The following is a 14515-nucleotide window of genomic DNA, read 5'->3' as shown; positions in this document are numbered from 1 at the left end:
TCCGGAGCGGCGTCGGCCGGTCCATGGTGATCTCGAACACCGGATCATCCCGGAATGGTCTCACGTCTTCCATCAGAAATTTCCTCCGCCCGTCGGGCCTGTGCGTTCCGTCATAGCGGCCTCGGCCGCGAACATGCGTTCCTTCGAGGCGATTTCCCTCTCGGATTTCGCCATCATCGCGCGAAGCTGATCCATCTGCATGTTCATTTTCTCCGCGAGCGTCATCATCGCGGTCTCATGATTCAGCTCGGCGACCCTCACGCGGGTTCCGGCTTCCATGTTCGCCAGCTCGACCTTGACGCTCAACTCTTCACGCTTGAACTCGATCTCGATGGCCTTCGCGTCTGCAGCCGGGTCCGACGGCGGCTCGGAAGCCTTCGCCATGATTGCGTCGATCTCCTCCTCCGTCAGCAGCACTTCGTCCGCCGGGACCATCATCGACTGGAACAGCTTCTTGAGGAGCGGGCGGTTCTTCAGCATCGCGCCATAGACTGGATGCCCGCCGAGCTGCGTGGCGATCACCATGAGGTTTTGCGCCTGCATCTCTCGAACGAGAAGGACGGACGAGCCTCGCGCATCGACCCCGTAATCGCCCTTGATCTCGTCCTTCGGTGAGAACTGCATGTTCCAGTCGTAGAACCGGGTGATGTTCGGCACGGTCACGTCGTCGTCGAAGTTCTTTACGATGCGCCGGAACGTCACGTTGGCGGCGTTCATCAGGAGCGCCTGGCCGAACGCGGTCTTCTGCGGTGTGGCGCCCTGTTCGCCCTGCGCGATCGAGGGCATCGCCGTCATGTCGTCGATGAACTGCTTGGAGATCGCGATGATGTTCGCAAGCTCCTCCTGGTGCATGTCGATCTTGACGGCCGTGAGCGGGAGCTGATCCTTCGGGACGCCCTTCTTGGCGAGCCATACCTTGCGCGGCTCGATCTTCCACTCGCCGTTCGCCGGCTCGATGACGTTCTGATCCATCACGAACTGCGGGCCGGACGCGATTGCCGCATTGTCGAGCATTGCGCGCCAACCGGCGTTCAGCGAACGCTGCGGGTCGGCCATGATGTACGGGATGCCGTAGCCGAACAGCGAGCCCTCGTCCTTTTCGAGGTTGAAGACGGAATAGATCGTCTCGCCGGAATCGAACGGATACGGCGCGATCTTCAGGACTTCCCGGTCGCAGAACCACAGGACGACGTTGATCTCGTCGAGCGGATCCAGGTCCTCGACGTCGGCAAGCGTCTCATCGTCCTGCTTTGCGAGAGCGATCGTGCGGACGTCCTCGGCCGAGAGCGGCCCCGAATACTCGAAGACGTGATAGGTCTGCTTCCCGACGGCGTTGAGCTGCTGGGTGATGTCGCGGATCTGCGTCACGAACGACGGCGTCTCCTGCTTCGGCTTCGCCTTGAGAAGCCTGCGGATCGCATCCTTGTCGAAGCCGGGGAGACGGGAAAGCTTGCGAAGCTGCTTCTCGTTCATGAGGTGGCGCTCAAAGTCGCCTTCGCCATCCTGGATCGTGCGGGCGTCCATATCGGGGAAGAAGTGCCATAGGTCGACGTAGCGCATCGATGGCGTCGGAGCTTCCTCCTCGACAATCATCTGAAATTCGCCGGCCCGCTCGCCGTCCTTCTGCTTCTTCCAGCCCTTGCGGACGCGGTCGCCGGTGATCGGCCCCTTGCAGACGCCGGTGCCGTACTTGCAGGCGTCGTCGATCATGTCGCGCATCGCGGCGTGGTAGCTCGAAGCGCGAAGCTGATCGTCGATCTCGGCCGTCATCGCCTCGGAACGCTTGGTCGCCTCGTCGAGGATCTCGCGCAGGCTCTTTGCCTTCTCGCTCGCAAACGCAGCCTTGTCCTGCAGCTCCTTCAGCTTCGGGTCCGGTTGCCCGGCCGGCGCACCGTTTGGCCCGGTTGCGGCCTCCGCCTGCTGATCCTGCACGGCCTTGAGCTGCTTTTCGATCTCCTGCAGGGCACGCACCGAATTGGCTGCGTCTTCGATCAGGAGCGGCACGGGCGTGGGCTGAATGCCCCAATTCCGGTCATCAGTCGGGAACAGGAGGTCCATCAGGCGCGCGGACATCGCGTTCGTCTTCGGCCGGGTCAGGTTCACGAACAGCTTCGACTTGCCCGCGGCGCGAAGGCTCTTGTCCGTCGCCTCGTCGTACCGGCCGTGGTACTGCGCGAGATCGTCGAGCCAGCGTTGCTCGAGCGGCAGACGCTTGTCGATCCGGTCTCTCACTTCCTTCGTGAGATTGTCGACGACGGATGCGAGCCTCTCGCCCAGCGTGACCGGGTTGACCTCCGGCTTCTGGACGGCGAGCGCCGTGGAGCGGTCCATCAGTAGCCTGCCGTCGTGTCGGAAATGCCGGAGCCCATGTCGCCGTACCTCTCGGGAGCTTGGACGGCGGCGATCTGATCCCAATTGACGATCAGATACCGGAACGTGTCCATCAGGTGGTCGTGCTTCTTGATGATCTTGCCGTGCTCATCGCGCCGGTAGAGGCGGTATTCAGCGGCGAAGTTCTGAAGCGTGGTGAAGATCTTGATCCGCCCGAGGGAAAGCCCTTCCCAGCAGACGTAGAGGCCGCTCTCGACGCCGTTGAGCGCCGGGACGAGGTTGAGGCCTTGGTTCTCATAGGCCTCGAAAAGCTGCTCGCCGTCCTTCTGGGACCGGCCTCGGGATGCCGGGTCGATCGCACCCTTGATCCATGCGCCTCGCGCCTTGATCGCGGTCGCGTGGATGACGGGCTCGGCCTGGCCCCGGTAATGCTCGGCGTAGCAGTAGATCACGCCGTCGTTCGGGTTCTGCGCGCCCCAGAGCGCGGCGGTTCGATTCCAGCCGACGTCGAGGGCGTATCCCTTCTTCCAGTGGCGCGGGATCGCGAAGGGCTTCACCGAAACCTCTTCGAGCTGGATCGGATAGATCGCGCCGGCGCCGAGCGAGGGGATGCCCTTGGACCGCGCGTCCCGCAGGAACGGCGGGGTGGAGTTGAGAAGGTCCTTCTTCGTCTTCTCGGTCAGGTGCGGGACGTCGTCCCAGCCGGCCTGGATCATGAAGCGGGAGGGGGAGATTTCAGGCATCGAACCCCCTATTCGGCCGGCCGCATGTCGGCTGGCATGAACTGCAACACGGTCTCGGACAGACCCTCGAGCGGCGTGAACGTCAGGATCACGATGCCCTCCGTGGTCGCGGTGCGGATTAGGCACTCGCCGTAGACGTCGAGGGGGCATTCCTCGTCGAGCCAGATCCCGTGCTGCGCCGTGCCCTCGAACGATCCACGGCCCTGTTGGAAGCTCTTCATTCCGAGCGAGGACCATCCGCCCGAGACGTGCTTGATCTTGATGACGTCCGCGAAGTCCTGGACGCCCTGTTTCCACGTGACCGCGCCGATGTCCTGCCCGGGGATCATCCCGGCGCCCGAGAAGCCCTTGCGCCCCTTGCCGACCGGCACGACCTCGCCGAGCAGCTCTTTCTGGACGATGTCGCGGCTCGTCTCGTTGGTCTTGCCGGCGGCCCACCAGCGGACGGGGTTCTCGAAACGCTTGCCCTTCCACCAGTGCGGATAACGGCCGGTCAGATGCACCGTCGTCTCGAACGCCCCGCCGACCGTCTTGCCGACGCGGTTCGCTGCCATGAAGCACCGTTCCGAGTGGGTCGCGCCCAAGGAGAAGAACTCCAGGTGCTTCGGGTATTTCTCCCTTGCGAAGGTGGTCGATCCGTCGATCTGGATCGTGTCCTCGTCGGGGAACATCCGGAAGAACTTGCGCTGTTCGTGCCGCTTCTTCTTCTCGGCCAACAGGAGGGCGAGCCGTTCGCGTGCCTCGCGATCGGACATCGTCACCCCTTCGGCGTGTTCTGTGCCTGCAGGCGATCGATCTCTGCTGCGAGCTCGTCGTCGGAAAGCTCGGAATAGGCGTGCTTGACCTCGACCTCGCTCTTGTCGACGAACATGCCGAGATGGCGGGCGACGAGTTCCATCGCCTTGTCTTGGTCGCGCGTTTTGAGTTCGAGCCCGTCCTTCGTCTTCTTCACGCCGGCATAGAGCTTGCGGGCCGCGCCGGTGAGCTTGCGGGTGTCGGCGAAGAACACCGCCTCCTCGCCCTCGCCCGCGCATTCGGGACAGTCGGGGTGCGCCGGCCTGGTCGGGTCGAAGCCGAAGCCACCGGCCTCGTCTGGCAGCGCCTTCTCGGCCTTCACCGCCTCGTCACACGCGATCTGGTATTCGCCCTCGCGCCACTGGTATCCGTGGTTCTCGCCCCAGCAATGCCGGCAGTTGACGCGGCGAAGCTGGGAAAGCTCATTGGCCTCGGCCGTGGCGATGGCCCACCAATGCTGAAGCACCATGTCGGCCGTGATCTCCGTGCGCTCCGATCGCGCGGTCTGCGCCGCGGCGATGGCCGCCTGGATCTCCGGCTTGCCCAAGAGCTCGTGCCCGATCGAGTAGGCCGTCTTGTCGCTGTACCCGGCGCGGATCGAAGCTTGGGTCGCGTTGAGGTCGACGAGGTATTCCTCGACGAAACGGGCCTGCTTGGGCGTGAGCTTGTCAGTCATCGCGCGGCTGCTGTTCGCTCTCGTCGCGGATGTTGATGCGCTTCCAGACCTTGCCGCACCGGCAGCGGAGGCGGTGGCGGATGGCCGTCGGCGTGTGGCTCGCCTCGAGGATGGTGATGTTCTCCCGCGATCCGCACTGGATGCAGAGGAACGCCATCAGCGGACGCCAACGATCGACGAGGGCGAGGCCGATACCTGCCCGATCGCGTGAGGTACCGCCAGCCCGAGGGCGAGAGCCAGGAAGAGCGGAGGCAGGGCGTGGAACGGGATCATGCGGTCGCGATCTCGAACAGATCCGCGACGAGCTCGTCCTTCCGGGTGTGAAACCGCTCGGGGTTGCGGTCGCAGGGCGTCAGAACCTTCACCCGCTCGATCAGGTCGAAGAGGACCGAGCGCTTGATGGTGACGTCCGTGCCGGCCGTGTCGTCGGCCTGCATGTTGCGGGCGTGCGCGGGCGGCGTGGCCGTCGGCGCCGGGATGATGGAGAGCGGGGCTGGCGCCCCTTTATCCGTATCGGACATGGGGCACCTCAACAAAAAACCCGCCTTCGTGGGGCGGGTCGGGTCGGTCAAACTGTCAGGCTGCGTCCCAGGAGGCGGGTACGCTCTGTTTGTGTGCGCAGCTATAGCCCAGCTCCGGAGATCGCTCAAGTGGCACCTTGTCGGTGATCAGAGCGGACGCCCCGTATCGTCCTGGTGGAGCTCTCGCCCTTGCTCGGGCGGGTGCCGGGCCATGATGCGCCCGCCGTGCCGCAGGATGAGCCGAGTGCCGATCTCATACCAGACGATCGCCGCCCAGAAGCGGCGCGCCCAGCGCAGATCGGTGAACTCTGCGATGTGCTCCTCGCGTAGATCGCCAGGATCGAGGTCACGCTCGATGATGAAGCGCTGCGCCGTTCGTTTGGCCACTTGTTCCTCTTTCGTTCCGACCGATGGAACGAGATAGCAGGGCCGAAGCCGTCTGCCTACAGGAACCAGAAACCGAAGGCGCCACAAACGAGGAACACGACGATCAGGCCCACGACCGTTCGCCAGGTCGGCTCGGGACCGCCATAGTCCGGGGACTTGTCGTAACCACCCATCGCCTGTCTCCGCTTACTGTTGGGCTGTGCCTATCGCCGCGCGGGTCGCCAACCAGCCGCCTTCGCCTCGGCTTCCGAACAGAACCAGCGTTCGCCATCCGCCTCGTCGATCTTCGTCCGGCCGTAGTTCTGTTGACCGGGCATGTGGTAGATGCGGCCATTCGACGAGATGTTCCCTTTGATCGGGCATCCTTCCGGCTGGCCGGCGGCGACGCGCTCGCTCTTTAGCCGATCGCCGCGGCGCCACTTCGACGGCTCGACGAACTGACCCTGCCAGATCCCGCGACGCGCGGCTCGAGCCTCGGCCTCTTCCTGGTCGTAACGTCCGTCGCTGTATTGGTCGTATTCGACTGCCCAGCCTTGGCGGACGAGCTCAGCGTTCAGCACTACGTTTCCAGACGTGACGCATTCGGCAACGATCCGGCCATAGCGATCGCGATCCTCTTCGAAGCATTGGACCCGACCGTTCCGGCCGATGATCGCGGCCAGCGCGTCGGCCGATCGCGTACCGCAGAGATATCGCCGGCCGCTGGCATCGTCGCACGTTTGGCCGCTTTCGGGTGCATCGATCCCGTAGAGCCTGATCCGCGCATCCGTGCCGGTAACGCCGATCGTGTCGCCATCAACGACCGTTGCGGCCCCTGCGATTTGAGCAGCCGCTGGAGCCGTCGACATGAGCAATAATGCCGCGATTATGCCGGCAAACGGCTTTCCTGAAAGTAGCATATCGACTCCCTAAGACGTGCATGCAACCGTATCGGCACAGAGGGAGGATTGCCATGAAATTGCTGTTGGTTGCACTCGCGATTAGCCTCACGCCGGCGCCTACGGTCCAAGACCTTCGAGATCTCGGACGCAAGCCCGTCATCGAACAGATGACACCACGCCCGGACTATGCGCAGAGCTGCTGCAAGCGGTGCAGCAAGGGCAAGCCCTGTGGGGACAGCTGCATTTCGCGAAACAAGAACTGCCAGAAGGGCAAAGGGTGCGCCTGTTGATCGAGCAACGCCGATAGTACGGCGCCACCTCAGGTTTCTTCAACAACCAGCTGTCACCCGGATGTGCTCGGCGGTCGCAAGAGCGATGCCTTCCCGCTCGGCCGCGCGAATGACGGAGACGGACGCCTCGACCGGCGAAACCACCAGTCGAGGCCCGTGCAGGGGTTCCCGAGCCGGTGCCACCGTCTGCGACTGCGCCCGCCCCATCATGCTGCCACGACATGGTCGCGATCGGGATCCGGTCCGACGCCGAAGTGAGCGACGAGAGCCTTCACCCCAGCCAGGAACGCCGGAAGATGCCGGGGCAGGATCTCGACCTGATCGCGGATGACGCGGCCGACGGCCCATGTCGCGGTCGTCCCGTCCATCTGGCCGGCGAGGCGAAGAACGTCCTGCGCCTTGTCGAAGCGGTCGGTCGCAAGGGCGGTGGCTGCGCCTGATGGCCCGGCGGTAATCCGCCGCGGCTCGGAGGCGATCATCGCGCCGAGGGCGCTCTGGCTCTTGGGCTGAGGCGCTTCGGAGACGCGGGAGAAGCGCGCAACGACGCGGGCGTAATGTTCGAGGGCGAGGAGCTCGATACGGGTGATCTTGCCCTTGAGGTGCATCCGCCCCTCGATCGTCGAGGCGTGCGGACTTGCGGCCTGGGCTGCGGACAGTCCGTAGACCCGTTGGCGTGCCGCCTGCGTTCTGCCCTGGAGTGTGAGACCGAGCCGGACTTCGCGCCGCTCTGCGTCTCGTTGCTCGCGCCGAAGCTGCTCGGCGCGTTTCGCGATGTTGGTCTTCGACCTCGAGATCGCGCCGCTCGGCGTCCTCTCCACCCCGGCGATCGGCCGGCGTCCTGCTGCTGACATTTTCCCCACAGTCTGGCTGTGTGTCTCGACCACACGGCTAATCCCGAAGCACCATAAGCCCGAAGGTTCCATCGTCAGCAAGGTTTAATTTTTCAGACGGCTGTAAACGGCCTTTTACGGGGTCCAGGGCGTCGTTTTCAGCGAAGCTCTGTCGTCCCCTACCTTGATCAATGACGGGGTCAATTCGGGGTGTTATCTGTGTCGTTGAGATGGTCTGAACGGCCCTCGAAACACCCGCAATCCCTGTGAACAGTGCCGAAATTGCACCCCGATTACAGGAATACTCTCGTTCGGGACGAGGGGGTCGCAAGTTCGAATCTTGCCACTCCGACCATTTCTTCTTTGATCTCCATCACCTTCCGCATGAACGAGCGAATCGTCGTCGGCCTCGGCAGGGTCCTGCTTAGGCGATGGAGCGGAGCCATTTCTCGTAGTCGCGATCGCCGTAGACGCCTGTCGAAGCGGCAGATCCCGACGAGGTGCGGAAGGCTTCGCGGGCATCGCGCGGACTGAAGCCGAACTGTCGGCGGAATGCGCGGGAATAGTCGCTCTCGCTCGAAAAACCCCACTTCCAGCCGATTTCCGAGATCCGGACCTTGCCGGTCTGCGTCGACAGAAGATCCCGCAGGCTTCGTTGGAGCCGGCGCTGTCGCACATAGGTGCGAACGCCGCCGAGCGGCTCGAAGAGCGCGTAGAGGCTCGAGCGCGAGATGTCGAAGGCCGCCATGATCTGGTCGGGCCCGAGAGACGGGTCCATGAGCCTGTCGTCGATATACCGGCGGATGGCGAACAGCGCGGACTGACGACGCAGGTGCCGGGGCGCCTCCGAATGGCCCGACAGGCTGGTGATCAGCGATTTCCCAAGCTGCGCGACCGTCGCACCCATGGTCTGCGCGTCTTCGATCGACATGCGATGGCGCATTGCATGCACGGACTGGACGGCGCCCCGGAAGAATTCGGCGAGCGGCTGGTCGCCGGCGACGACGCGCATATGCTGCTCGTCGAGGCGGGCGATGTCGGCTTCGAATGCGGAGCGCGGCAGAACCAGGGAATAGTTGGCGAAATCCGCATTGACGTTCTCGATGGGTTCGGCGAGGTCGAGGATGAGGATATCGCCGGCCCTCGCCTTCATCCCGCCGCCCATGGCCTCGCTGCCGCCGCGATCGAAGAACTGCAGCATGAGATGATCGGCACCGTCTTCGATGATCTTCTTCGGCGATCGCCTGAAGATTTGCGAACCGGCCACGCACCGTCCGATCAGGCTGGTGCCGATATGGGCCGATTCCAACCGGGCCTCGAAGGGAGAGGAGGCCTGCCGCTCGTCCCGCTCGACATCGAAGATCACGGAGATGCTGCTCTGCCAGAGGGCGAACTTCTCCTCTCCCGTCACGTCCTCCGTCGTGAAACGGGACACTTCGACGGCCGGCTGTTCAACGCTCTCCATTCCCTGCCCTACCCAATACGCGGCGAATCACGCCCAAACGCCCGCCCGACATGTCCGTGATATAGGCAGGGAGAGAAGTTTGCGACCGCAGGATGCGATCCCTTGGGACGCCGCCCCCCGCGCATCCGTGATTCAATTCTGACGGACAGGGTGCCAGTGCGATGCCTGCATTATCACAAGTCCGTGTCCAGACGAACGGTCAAGAAATAGCCGATTCCTTCGGACGGCAGGGATAAAGCCTTCGCCCGCCCAGGCGTTAAGGAACGGCGAGTAAGGCGCAACGCCCCACGCTCCTTATCGAGAGCCGATTCGGGTCGGCCCCTCCGGCATCGTCCGGAATGTCCGACCCGGTGAAGCCGCCGCGGCCGTTCAACACCCCACGGTCGCGGCGACAGTTTCGGAAGCGTCGGTTCGGGTATGATGCCCGGGCCGGCGCAACCGTTCTGCTCTTCGCTCGCTCCGCTTCCGCTTTCCATCCAGGTCACCCCGCGACAGACCCCACGCAGTCGCAATCTTCGGCAGAAGGCAGGAGGGCGCCCGACGGGGCACCCCGTGCGAAGCCTCAGGGCCGACGGCGCGGACACGCATGGTCCGGTCTTGCCTTCCCGCGCCGTCCATCGGATGAAACGAATTGGGAACCATGACGCAGGGGAGCATCACGATGGACCGGACCGACACCATGCCGCAGGGCGAACTCACCGTTCGCATTCCCGCAATGCCCGGCGATGCGAACGCCAATGGCGACATCTTCGGCGGTTGGGTGGTCGCCCACATGGACATGGCCGCCGGCATTCGCGCGGCCGAGCGCGCCCGGGGCCGCGTCGCGACCATCGCCATCCAGACGCTCACCTTCAAGAAGCCGGTGAAGATCGGCGATACGCTCTGCGTCTACACATCCCTCGAAAAGGTCGGGAACACCTCGATGACCCTGTCCATCGAGGCGTGGACCCAGAGCCGGACCTCCCGCAAGGAGACCAAGGTGACCGAAGGCATCTTCGTCATGGTCGCCATCGACGACGATGGCCGCAAGATGTCGCTGCCGCCGGCTGCGGTCTAGGACGCCTGAGCGAAGGCTCCCTCCCGGGCGAAGAGGTGTGTCCAGGCAGGTCCGCCGGCCGGGCCAGCCATGGCGGACTTAGGCCAGGATGACGAACGGAAGAGCGGCAGTAATCTTTTCTTAACCATGGATCTTCATCTTCGGTTCATGGCTGCGGCACGCGCCCGGCCGGTCCCCGTCATTCCAGCCCGCAGAGATCCGCGCGAGCCATGGCCGCTTACCGTCCTTCCTCCGGTCCGATCCTGCCGCGCTCCCTGCTCGCAGCGACCGTTCTCGGCGGCGCGCTTCTTGCCGGAGCGCCGGTCCATGGACAGGACGCGCCCCGATCGCCCATCGGCCAGGATCGCCTGACCGACGACCGGCCTCTGACCGAGCGCCCGTCCCTCACAGACGACCTGCGGCTGAACGCGACCTCGGGAGATGCCCTCGCGCCCTTCGGACGAACCGGATCGCTCGCATCCGGCGAGATCGGCGATCGCGATATCCGCGACGGCGGTCTCGCAACCACTGCCCGCTCGCCCATCGAGACGGACGCGGAGGCGAACGAGGAGGACGACGGCGCCGATCGCGAGGACGAAAGCGCCGCAACCGGCTTCGACATCTTCGCCGGTCCTTCCTCGCAGCCCGCCCCGAACCGGGCACCGACGGCGAGCGCTTCGGACCCCGCATCCCCGGAGCAGGCGGGCGAAGCCGAGCCTCGCACCGTGGAGGCCAGCCAAAGCCTCCCGGGCGGCCGCGATCCGCTGGCGACAGGGGCTGTCGCGCCCCTCCCCGGCGATGCGGCGGGACCTGCCGCAAGACAGAACCCCCGTGCCCAGACCTTCGCGAACGCGCCTCTCCTGCCCGGAATTTCGGGCGAAGCGCTGCCGGTCGATTCGCTTCTGCGCACGGTCAGTCCGGCCCAGGCGATCGAGCGGATCGTGCGCCCGGCCGAAGCCGATCCCTTCGCGCCCGTGGGGCTCAGGGCCGGAAGCGTGCTGATCTATCCGGAACTCACCCAGCGGCTCGGCCTCTCCTCCAATCTCGAGCGGGAAGCCGGCGGCAAGGGCGGCGCATTCTCCGAGACGAGCCTCGAGATGCGCGCGCTCACCGACTGGGCGCGTCACGGAGCGGAACTCAACGCGCGCCTGACCTATCGGCGCAATTTCGCAGGGCGCGAGAAGGACGATCCGGAAGCCGCCGTCGACGGCCGGATCGATCTCGACCTCGGCGCACTCACCAGCGCGACGCTGCGCGGCGCCCTTAGCTATCGGCGGGAAAACGAACTCGATCCCGTCGTCGATGTCGGCGGGGCGACCCGGCCGGAAATCCTCACCAGTTCGCTCGGCGGCGAGATCAGCCACGAGTTCGGCCTCGGCACATTGACCGGCGGGGCGACGCTCGCGCGCGAACATTATCTCAGCAATGCGCCCGGCATTCCCGATCTCAGCTATACGACGGCGACCGCGAACCTGCGCGCCGGCTACGACCTGTCGCCGGCCCTGTCTCCCTTCGTGGAAGGCAGCCTCGGCAAACGCATCTTCGACGACGAGAACCGGATCGGCGGCGATGCGACGATCTCCTCGATCCGCACGGGGCTCGCCGTCGACATCGCGCAGAAGCTTCGCGGCGAGGTCGGGCTCGGCTATGCCTGGAACGCTCCCGAGAGCGGCGAGACGAGCAGCGCCCCGACGATCGACGCGAACCTGACATGGTCGCCCCGTCGCGGCACGGATATCGTCCTCGCCGCCCGCACCGCGTTCTCGCCCGAGGCAGGCGGCGGGTCGAGCATCGACTACGAGACGTCGATCGCCCTTCTCCACGCCGTCAACAACCATCTCGATCTCAACGGCTCGGTAAGGGCGATCGTCGAGACCGCCGACGATCTGCCGGCCGTAAGCTTCCAGGGATCGGATCCGTTCGGTCTCGCCGCCGAAGCCGGCTTCACCTACTGGATCAACCGGTCCCTCTCCCTCGTCGGCCTCTACGAATACGAACGTCGCTACGAGGCCCTCGACGAGAACGACTGGAGCGCCAACACCGTCAGCCTCGGCGTGCGAATGAGGCGCTGACGCCTCGTCGCGCCGACGCCTCTCGCATCACGGACCGGAGGCCGGACGGCAAATCCCGCGGGCCCTTGTGTTTCGGCCCGGTTCAGTCTCGCGGCTGAACCTCGTGCAGGAGGCGGTGAATGTCGTCGATGACCTTCTCGCGGATATCGGAGCGCCAGAGAGCGAAGGCGATATTGGCTTCGATGAAGCCTTCCGGCGAGCCGCAGTCGAAGGTCCGGCCCTTGAAGGGATGAGCCGCGAAGCTCTGCTCCTGGAACAGGGTCTGCATGCCGTCCGTCAACTGGATCTCGTTGCCGGCGCCGCGCTCCGTGCGCTCGAGAATCTTGAAGATCTCCGGCTGGAGAATGTAGCGGCCCGAAAGATAGAAGTTCGATGGCGCGTCCTTCGGATCGGGCTTTTCCACCATGCCGGTGATCTTGAACCCGGCGCCGACGTCCTCGCCCTTGCCGACGATGCCGTATTTGTCGGTCTCGCTCGGATCGCATTCCTCGACCGAGAGAACGTTGCCGCCGGTCTCGCTGTAGAGATCCATCATCGAGGCGAGGCAGCCCTTCTCGGCCTGCATGATCATGTCGGGAAGGAGCAGCGCGAAGGGCTCGTCGCCGACGAGCTCGCGGGCGCACCACACGGCATGGCCGAGGCCGAGCGGCGCCTGCTGGCGCGTGAAGCTCGTGGTGCCGGGTGCGGGCTGGAGGTCGTTGAGGATCTTCAGCCGGTCCGTCTTGCCCTTCTCGGCAAGGCTCGTCGCAAGCTCCATCTGGATGTCGAAATAGTCCTCGATGACCTCCTTCGAGCGCCCCGTCACGAAGATCATGTGCTCGATGCCGGCCTCGCGGGCCTCGTCGACCACATACTGGATGATGGGCCGGTCGACGACGGTCAGCATCTCCTTCGGGATCGACTTGGTGGCCGGCAGGAACCGCGTTCCAAGCCCTGCGACGGGAAATACGGCTTTGCGGACGCGCTTCATCGATCGAACTCCGGATGGCGGTGGCACAGGTCGGGTTCAAGAATAGTCTTTTCGCGCGAAAGGCAACACTGTCCGAATTTCGCCGGAAAAGATGGTTATCGACCCCGGGGGATGGATGAGAACCCGCTCGAACGGGACTTCACGGCCACCATGGTGAACGAAACGTTAACGGTCTTGAGCGATCGTCTCGTTTCACGACCGGATCAACGAGGGGACCGCGCAGTCATGAAGTATTTCACACGTCTTTCGTCACGACTTGCAGCGGTGGCCGGTGCAGCAGCGGTCGGGTTCGCGCTCACGCTGGCCCCGGGCACGGCCCGGGCCGATGCAGGCTTCCAGCGCTGGATCCAGTCCTTCGAGAACACCGCCGCCCAGAGCGGCGTGCGGCGGGACGTCTATCGCCGGGCGTTCGCGGGCGTCACCTCGCCCGATCCAGACGTTCTGGAAAAGGCCCGCTACCAGCCCGAATTCCAGTCCAAGGTCTGGGACTATATCGACAACCGCGTCAACGACATGCAGGTGCAGACGGGCCAGGCCTACCGGCAGCAGCTCTCCGGCTGGCTCGACCGGATCGAGAGCCGCTTCGGCGTCGACCGGGACATCCTGCTCGCCATCTGGTCGATGGAGACCGATTACGGCCGGATCCTCCAGCGCGACGACGTGATGAAGAGCCTGCCGCGCTCGCTCGCCACCCTCGCCTATCAGGACCAGCGCCGCGCGAAATTCGCCCGCCAGCAGCTCATCGCGGCCCTGAAGATCGTCCAGGACGGCCATATCAAGCCGAACGAACTGATCAGCTCCTGGGCCGGTGCCATGGGTCACACCCAGTTCATTCCGACGAGCTACCGGGCCTATATGGCCGACATGGACGGCGACGGGCACGCCAATATCTGGGAATCCGTTCCCGATGCGCTGGCGACCGCTGCGAACCTCCTCGCCAAGAACGGCTGGCAGACCGGCAAGACCTGGGGCTACGAGGTGCGCGTGCCGGCGCAGTATCGCGGCGGCAAGCTGGAGCGTGACAACCGCTCGATCAGCCAATGGGCCTCGCTCGGCTTCACGCGGGCCGACGGACGGCCGCTGCCCAATATCGGCGACCGGGCGAACCTCGTGCGCATGGCCGGCGATTCCGGCCCGGCCTTCCTGATGATGAAGAACTTCTTCGTGCTGAAGTCCTACAACAATGCCGACAAATACGCCCTCGCCGTCGGCATGCTGGGTGACCGGATCGGCGGCTTCAGCGGCCTCGTGAACGACTGGCCGCGAGGCTATACGCCGCTCTCGATGGACGAACGCTTCGAGCTGCAGAAGCGCTTGGCGTCGAGGGGCCTATATGACGGTAAGATCGATGGTAAGATCGGCTCCGGATCGAAGGGCGCAATCATCGCGGTCCAGTCTCGGGCGGGCCTTCCCCAGGACGGAAACCCGTCCAAGGAAGTGCTGAACTACCTGCGGCAGAACTGACGTCGCGCACGCGGCGAGGACGGCATGCGCCAGGCATCGGCGCGTGCCTTCACC

The 14515-nt window shown here is 64.8% G+C and carries 14 protein-coding genes; 3 read left to right on the top strand and 11 right to left on the bottom strand.

Going from position 1 to position 14515, the window contains the following annotated elements:
- Nucleotides 1-72: 72 nt before the first annotated feature.
- The 10 genes from DYI37_RS03855 to DYI37_RS03815 all read right to left on the bottom strand — a co-directional run bounded on the left by DYI37_RS03855 (nucleotide 73) and on the right by DYI37_RS03815 (nucleotide 8919).
- Complete coding sequence (locus DYI37_RS03855; protein WP_116681907.1) at nucleotides 73-2331, bottom strand: hypothetical protein; 2259 nt, start codon at nucleotides 2329-2331, stop codon at nucleotides 73-75.
- Nucleotides 2331-3074: a phage terminase large subunit family protein gene (locus DYI37_RS03850; protein WP_116681906.1), complete on the bottom strand. Its 744-nt coding sequence runs from the start codon at nucleotides 3072-3074 to the stop codon at nucleotides 2331-2333. The genes DYI37_RS03855 and DYI37_RS03850 overlap by 1 nt, the downstream gene beginning before the upstream one ends.
- An 8-nt stretch (nucleotides 3075-3082) precedes the next feature.
- A complete protein-coding gene (locus tag DYI37_RS03845) occupies nucleotides 3083-3829 on the bottom strand; it encodes a terminase large subunit domain-containing protein (RefSeq protein WP_116681905.1) in 747 nt (248 codons plus the stop codon).
- A 2-nt stretch (nucleotides 3830-3831) separates the two neighbouring features.
- Nucleotides 3832-4545, bottom strand: coding sequence for a terminase small subunit (locus DYI37_RS03840; protein ID WP_116681904.1), 714 nt, complete (start codon nucleotides 4543-4545; stop codon nucleotides 3832-3834).
- Nucleotides 4538-4702: a hypothetical protein gene (locus DYI37_RS19890; RefSeq protein ID WP_158555074.1), complete on the bottom strand. Its 165-nt coding sequence runs from the start codon at nucleotides 4700-4702 to the stop codon at nucleotides 4538-4540. Before DYI37_RS19890 ends, DYI37_RS03840 begins: the two co-directional genes overlap by 8 nt.
- Before the next feature lie 112 nt (nucleotides 4703-4814).
- Entirely contained in the window at nucleotides 4815-5066 is a 252-nt protein-coding gene (locus DYI37_RS03835) for a hypothetical protein (protein ID WP_116681903.1), read from the bottom strand.
- 147 nt (nucleotides 5067-5213) lie between these two features.
- A complete protein-coding gene (locus DYI37_RS03830; RefSeq protein WP_116681902.1) occupies nucleotides 5214-5453 on the bottom strand; it encodes a hypothetical protein in 240 nt (79 codons plus the stop codon).
- A 203-nt stretch (nucleotides 5454-5656) separates the two neighbouring features.
- Complete coding sequence (locus DYI37_RS03825; protein ID WP_116681901.1) at nucleotides 5657-6352, bottom strand: thermonuclease family protein; 696 nt, start codon at nucleotides 6350-6352, stop codon at nucleotides 5657-5659.
- Nucleotides 6353-6830: 478 nt separating this feature from the next.
- The gene (locus DYI37_RS03820) at nucleotides 6831-7475 is read right to left on the bottom strand and encodes a hypothetical protein (protein WP_147307869.1); all 645 of its coding nucleotides are present in this window, start codon (nucleotides 7473-7475) and stop codon (nucleotides 6831-6833) included.
- Between the two features lie 403 nt (nucleotides 7476-7878).
- Complete coding sequence (locus DYI37_RS03815; RefSeq protein WP_116681899.1) at nucleotides 7879-8919, bottom strand: helix-turn-helix domain-containing protein; 1041 nt, start codon at nucleotides 8917-8919, stop codon at nucleotides 7879-7881.
- A gap of 640 nt (nucleotides 8920-9559) precedes the next feature.
- Here DYI37_RS03815 and DYI37_RS03810 point away from each other — a divergent pair.
- Both DYI37_RS03810 and DYI37_RS03805 read left to right on the top strand, forming a co-directional pair.
- Nucleotides 9560-9976 carry an acyl-CoA thioesterase gene (locus DYI37_RS03810; protein WP_245413766.1) on the top strand — a complete coding sequence of 139 codons (417 nt, stop codon included), beginning with the start codon at nucleotides 9560-9562 and terminating at the stop codon, nucleotides 9974-9976.
- Nucleotides 9977-10185: 209 nt separating this feature from the next.
- The gene (locus tag DYI37_RS03805) at nucleotides 10186-12027 is read left to right on the top strand and encodes an outer membrane beta-barrel protein (RefSeq protein WP_116681898.1); all 1842 of its coding nucleotides are present in this window, start codon (nucleotides 10186-10188) and stop codon (nucleotides 12025-12027) included.
- Nucleotides 12028-12109: 82 nt separating this feature from the next.
- Here DYI37_RS03805 and galU read toward each other — a convergent pair whose 3' ends face one another.
- Complete coding sequence (galU, locus tag DYI37_RS03800; RefSeq protein WP_116681897.1) at nucleotides 12110-12997, bottom strand: UTP--glucose-1-phosphate uridylyltransferase GalU; 888 nt, start codon at nucleotides 12995-12997, stop codon at nucleotides 12110-12112.
- 225 nt (nucleotides 12998-13222) lie between these two features.
- Here galU and DYI37_RS03795 point away from each other — a divergent pair, with 225 nt between their 5' ends.
- Nucleotides 13223-14461 (top strand): lytic murein transglycosylase, encoded by a 1239-nt coding sequence (locus DYI37_RS03795; protein ID WP_116681896.1) that lies wholly within the window; start codon nucleotides 13223-13225, stop codon nucleotides 14459-14461.
- The last annotated feature ends 54 nt before the right edge of the window (nucleotides 14462-14515 follow it).

This window comes from Fulvimarina endophytica, assembly GCF_003403015.1.
Lineage (GTDB): Bacteria > Pseudomonadota > Alphaproteobacteria > Rhizobiales > Rhizobiaceae > Fulvimarina > Fulvimarina endophytica.
This window is presented reverse-complemented; position numbering and strand designations above follow the sequence as displayed.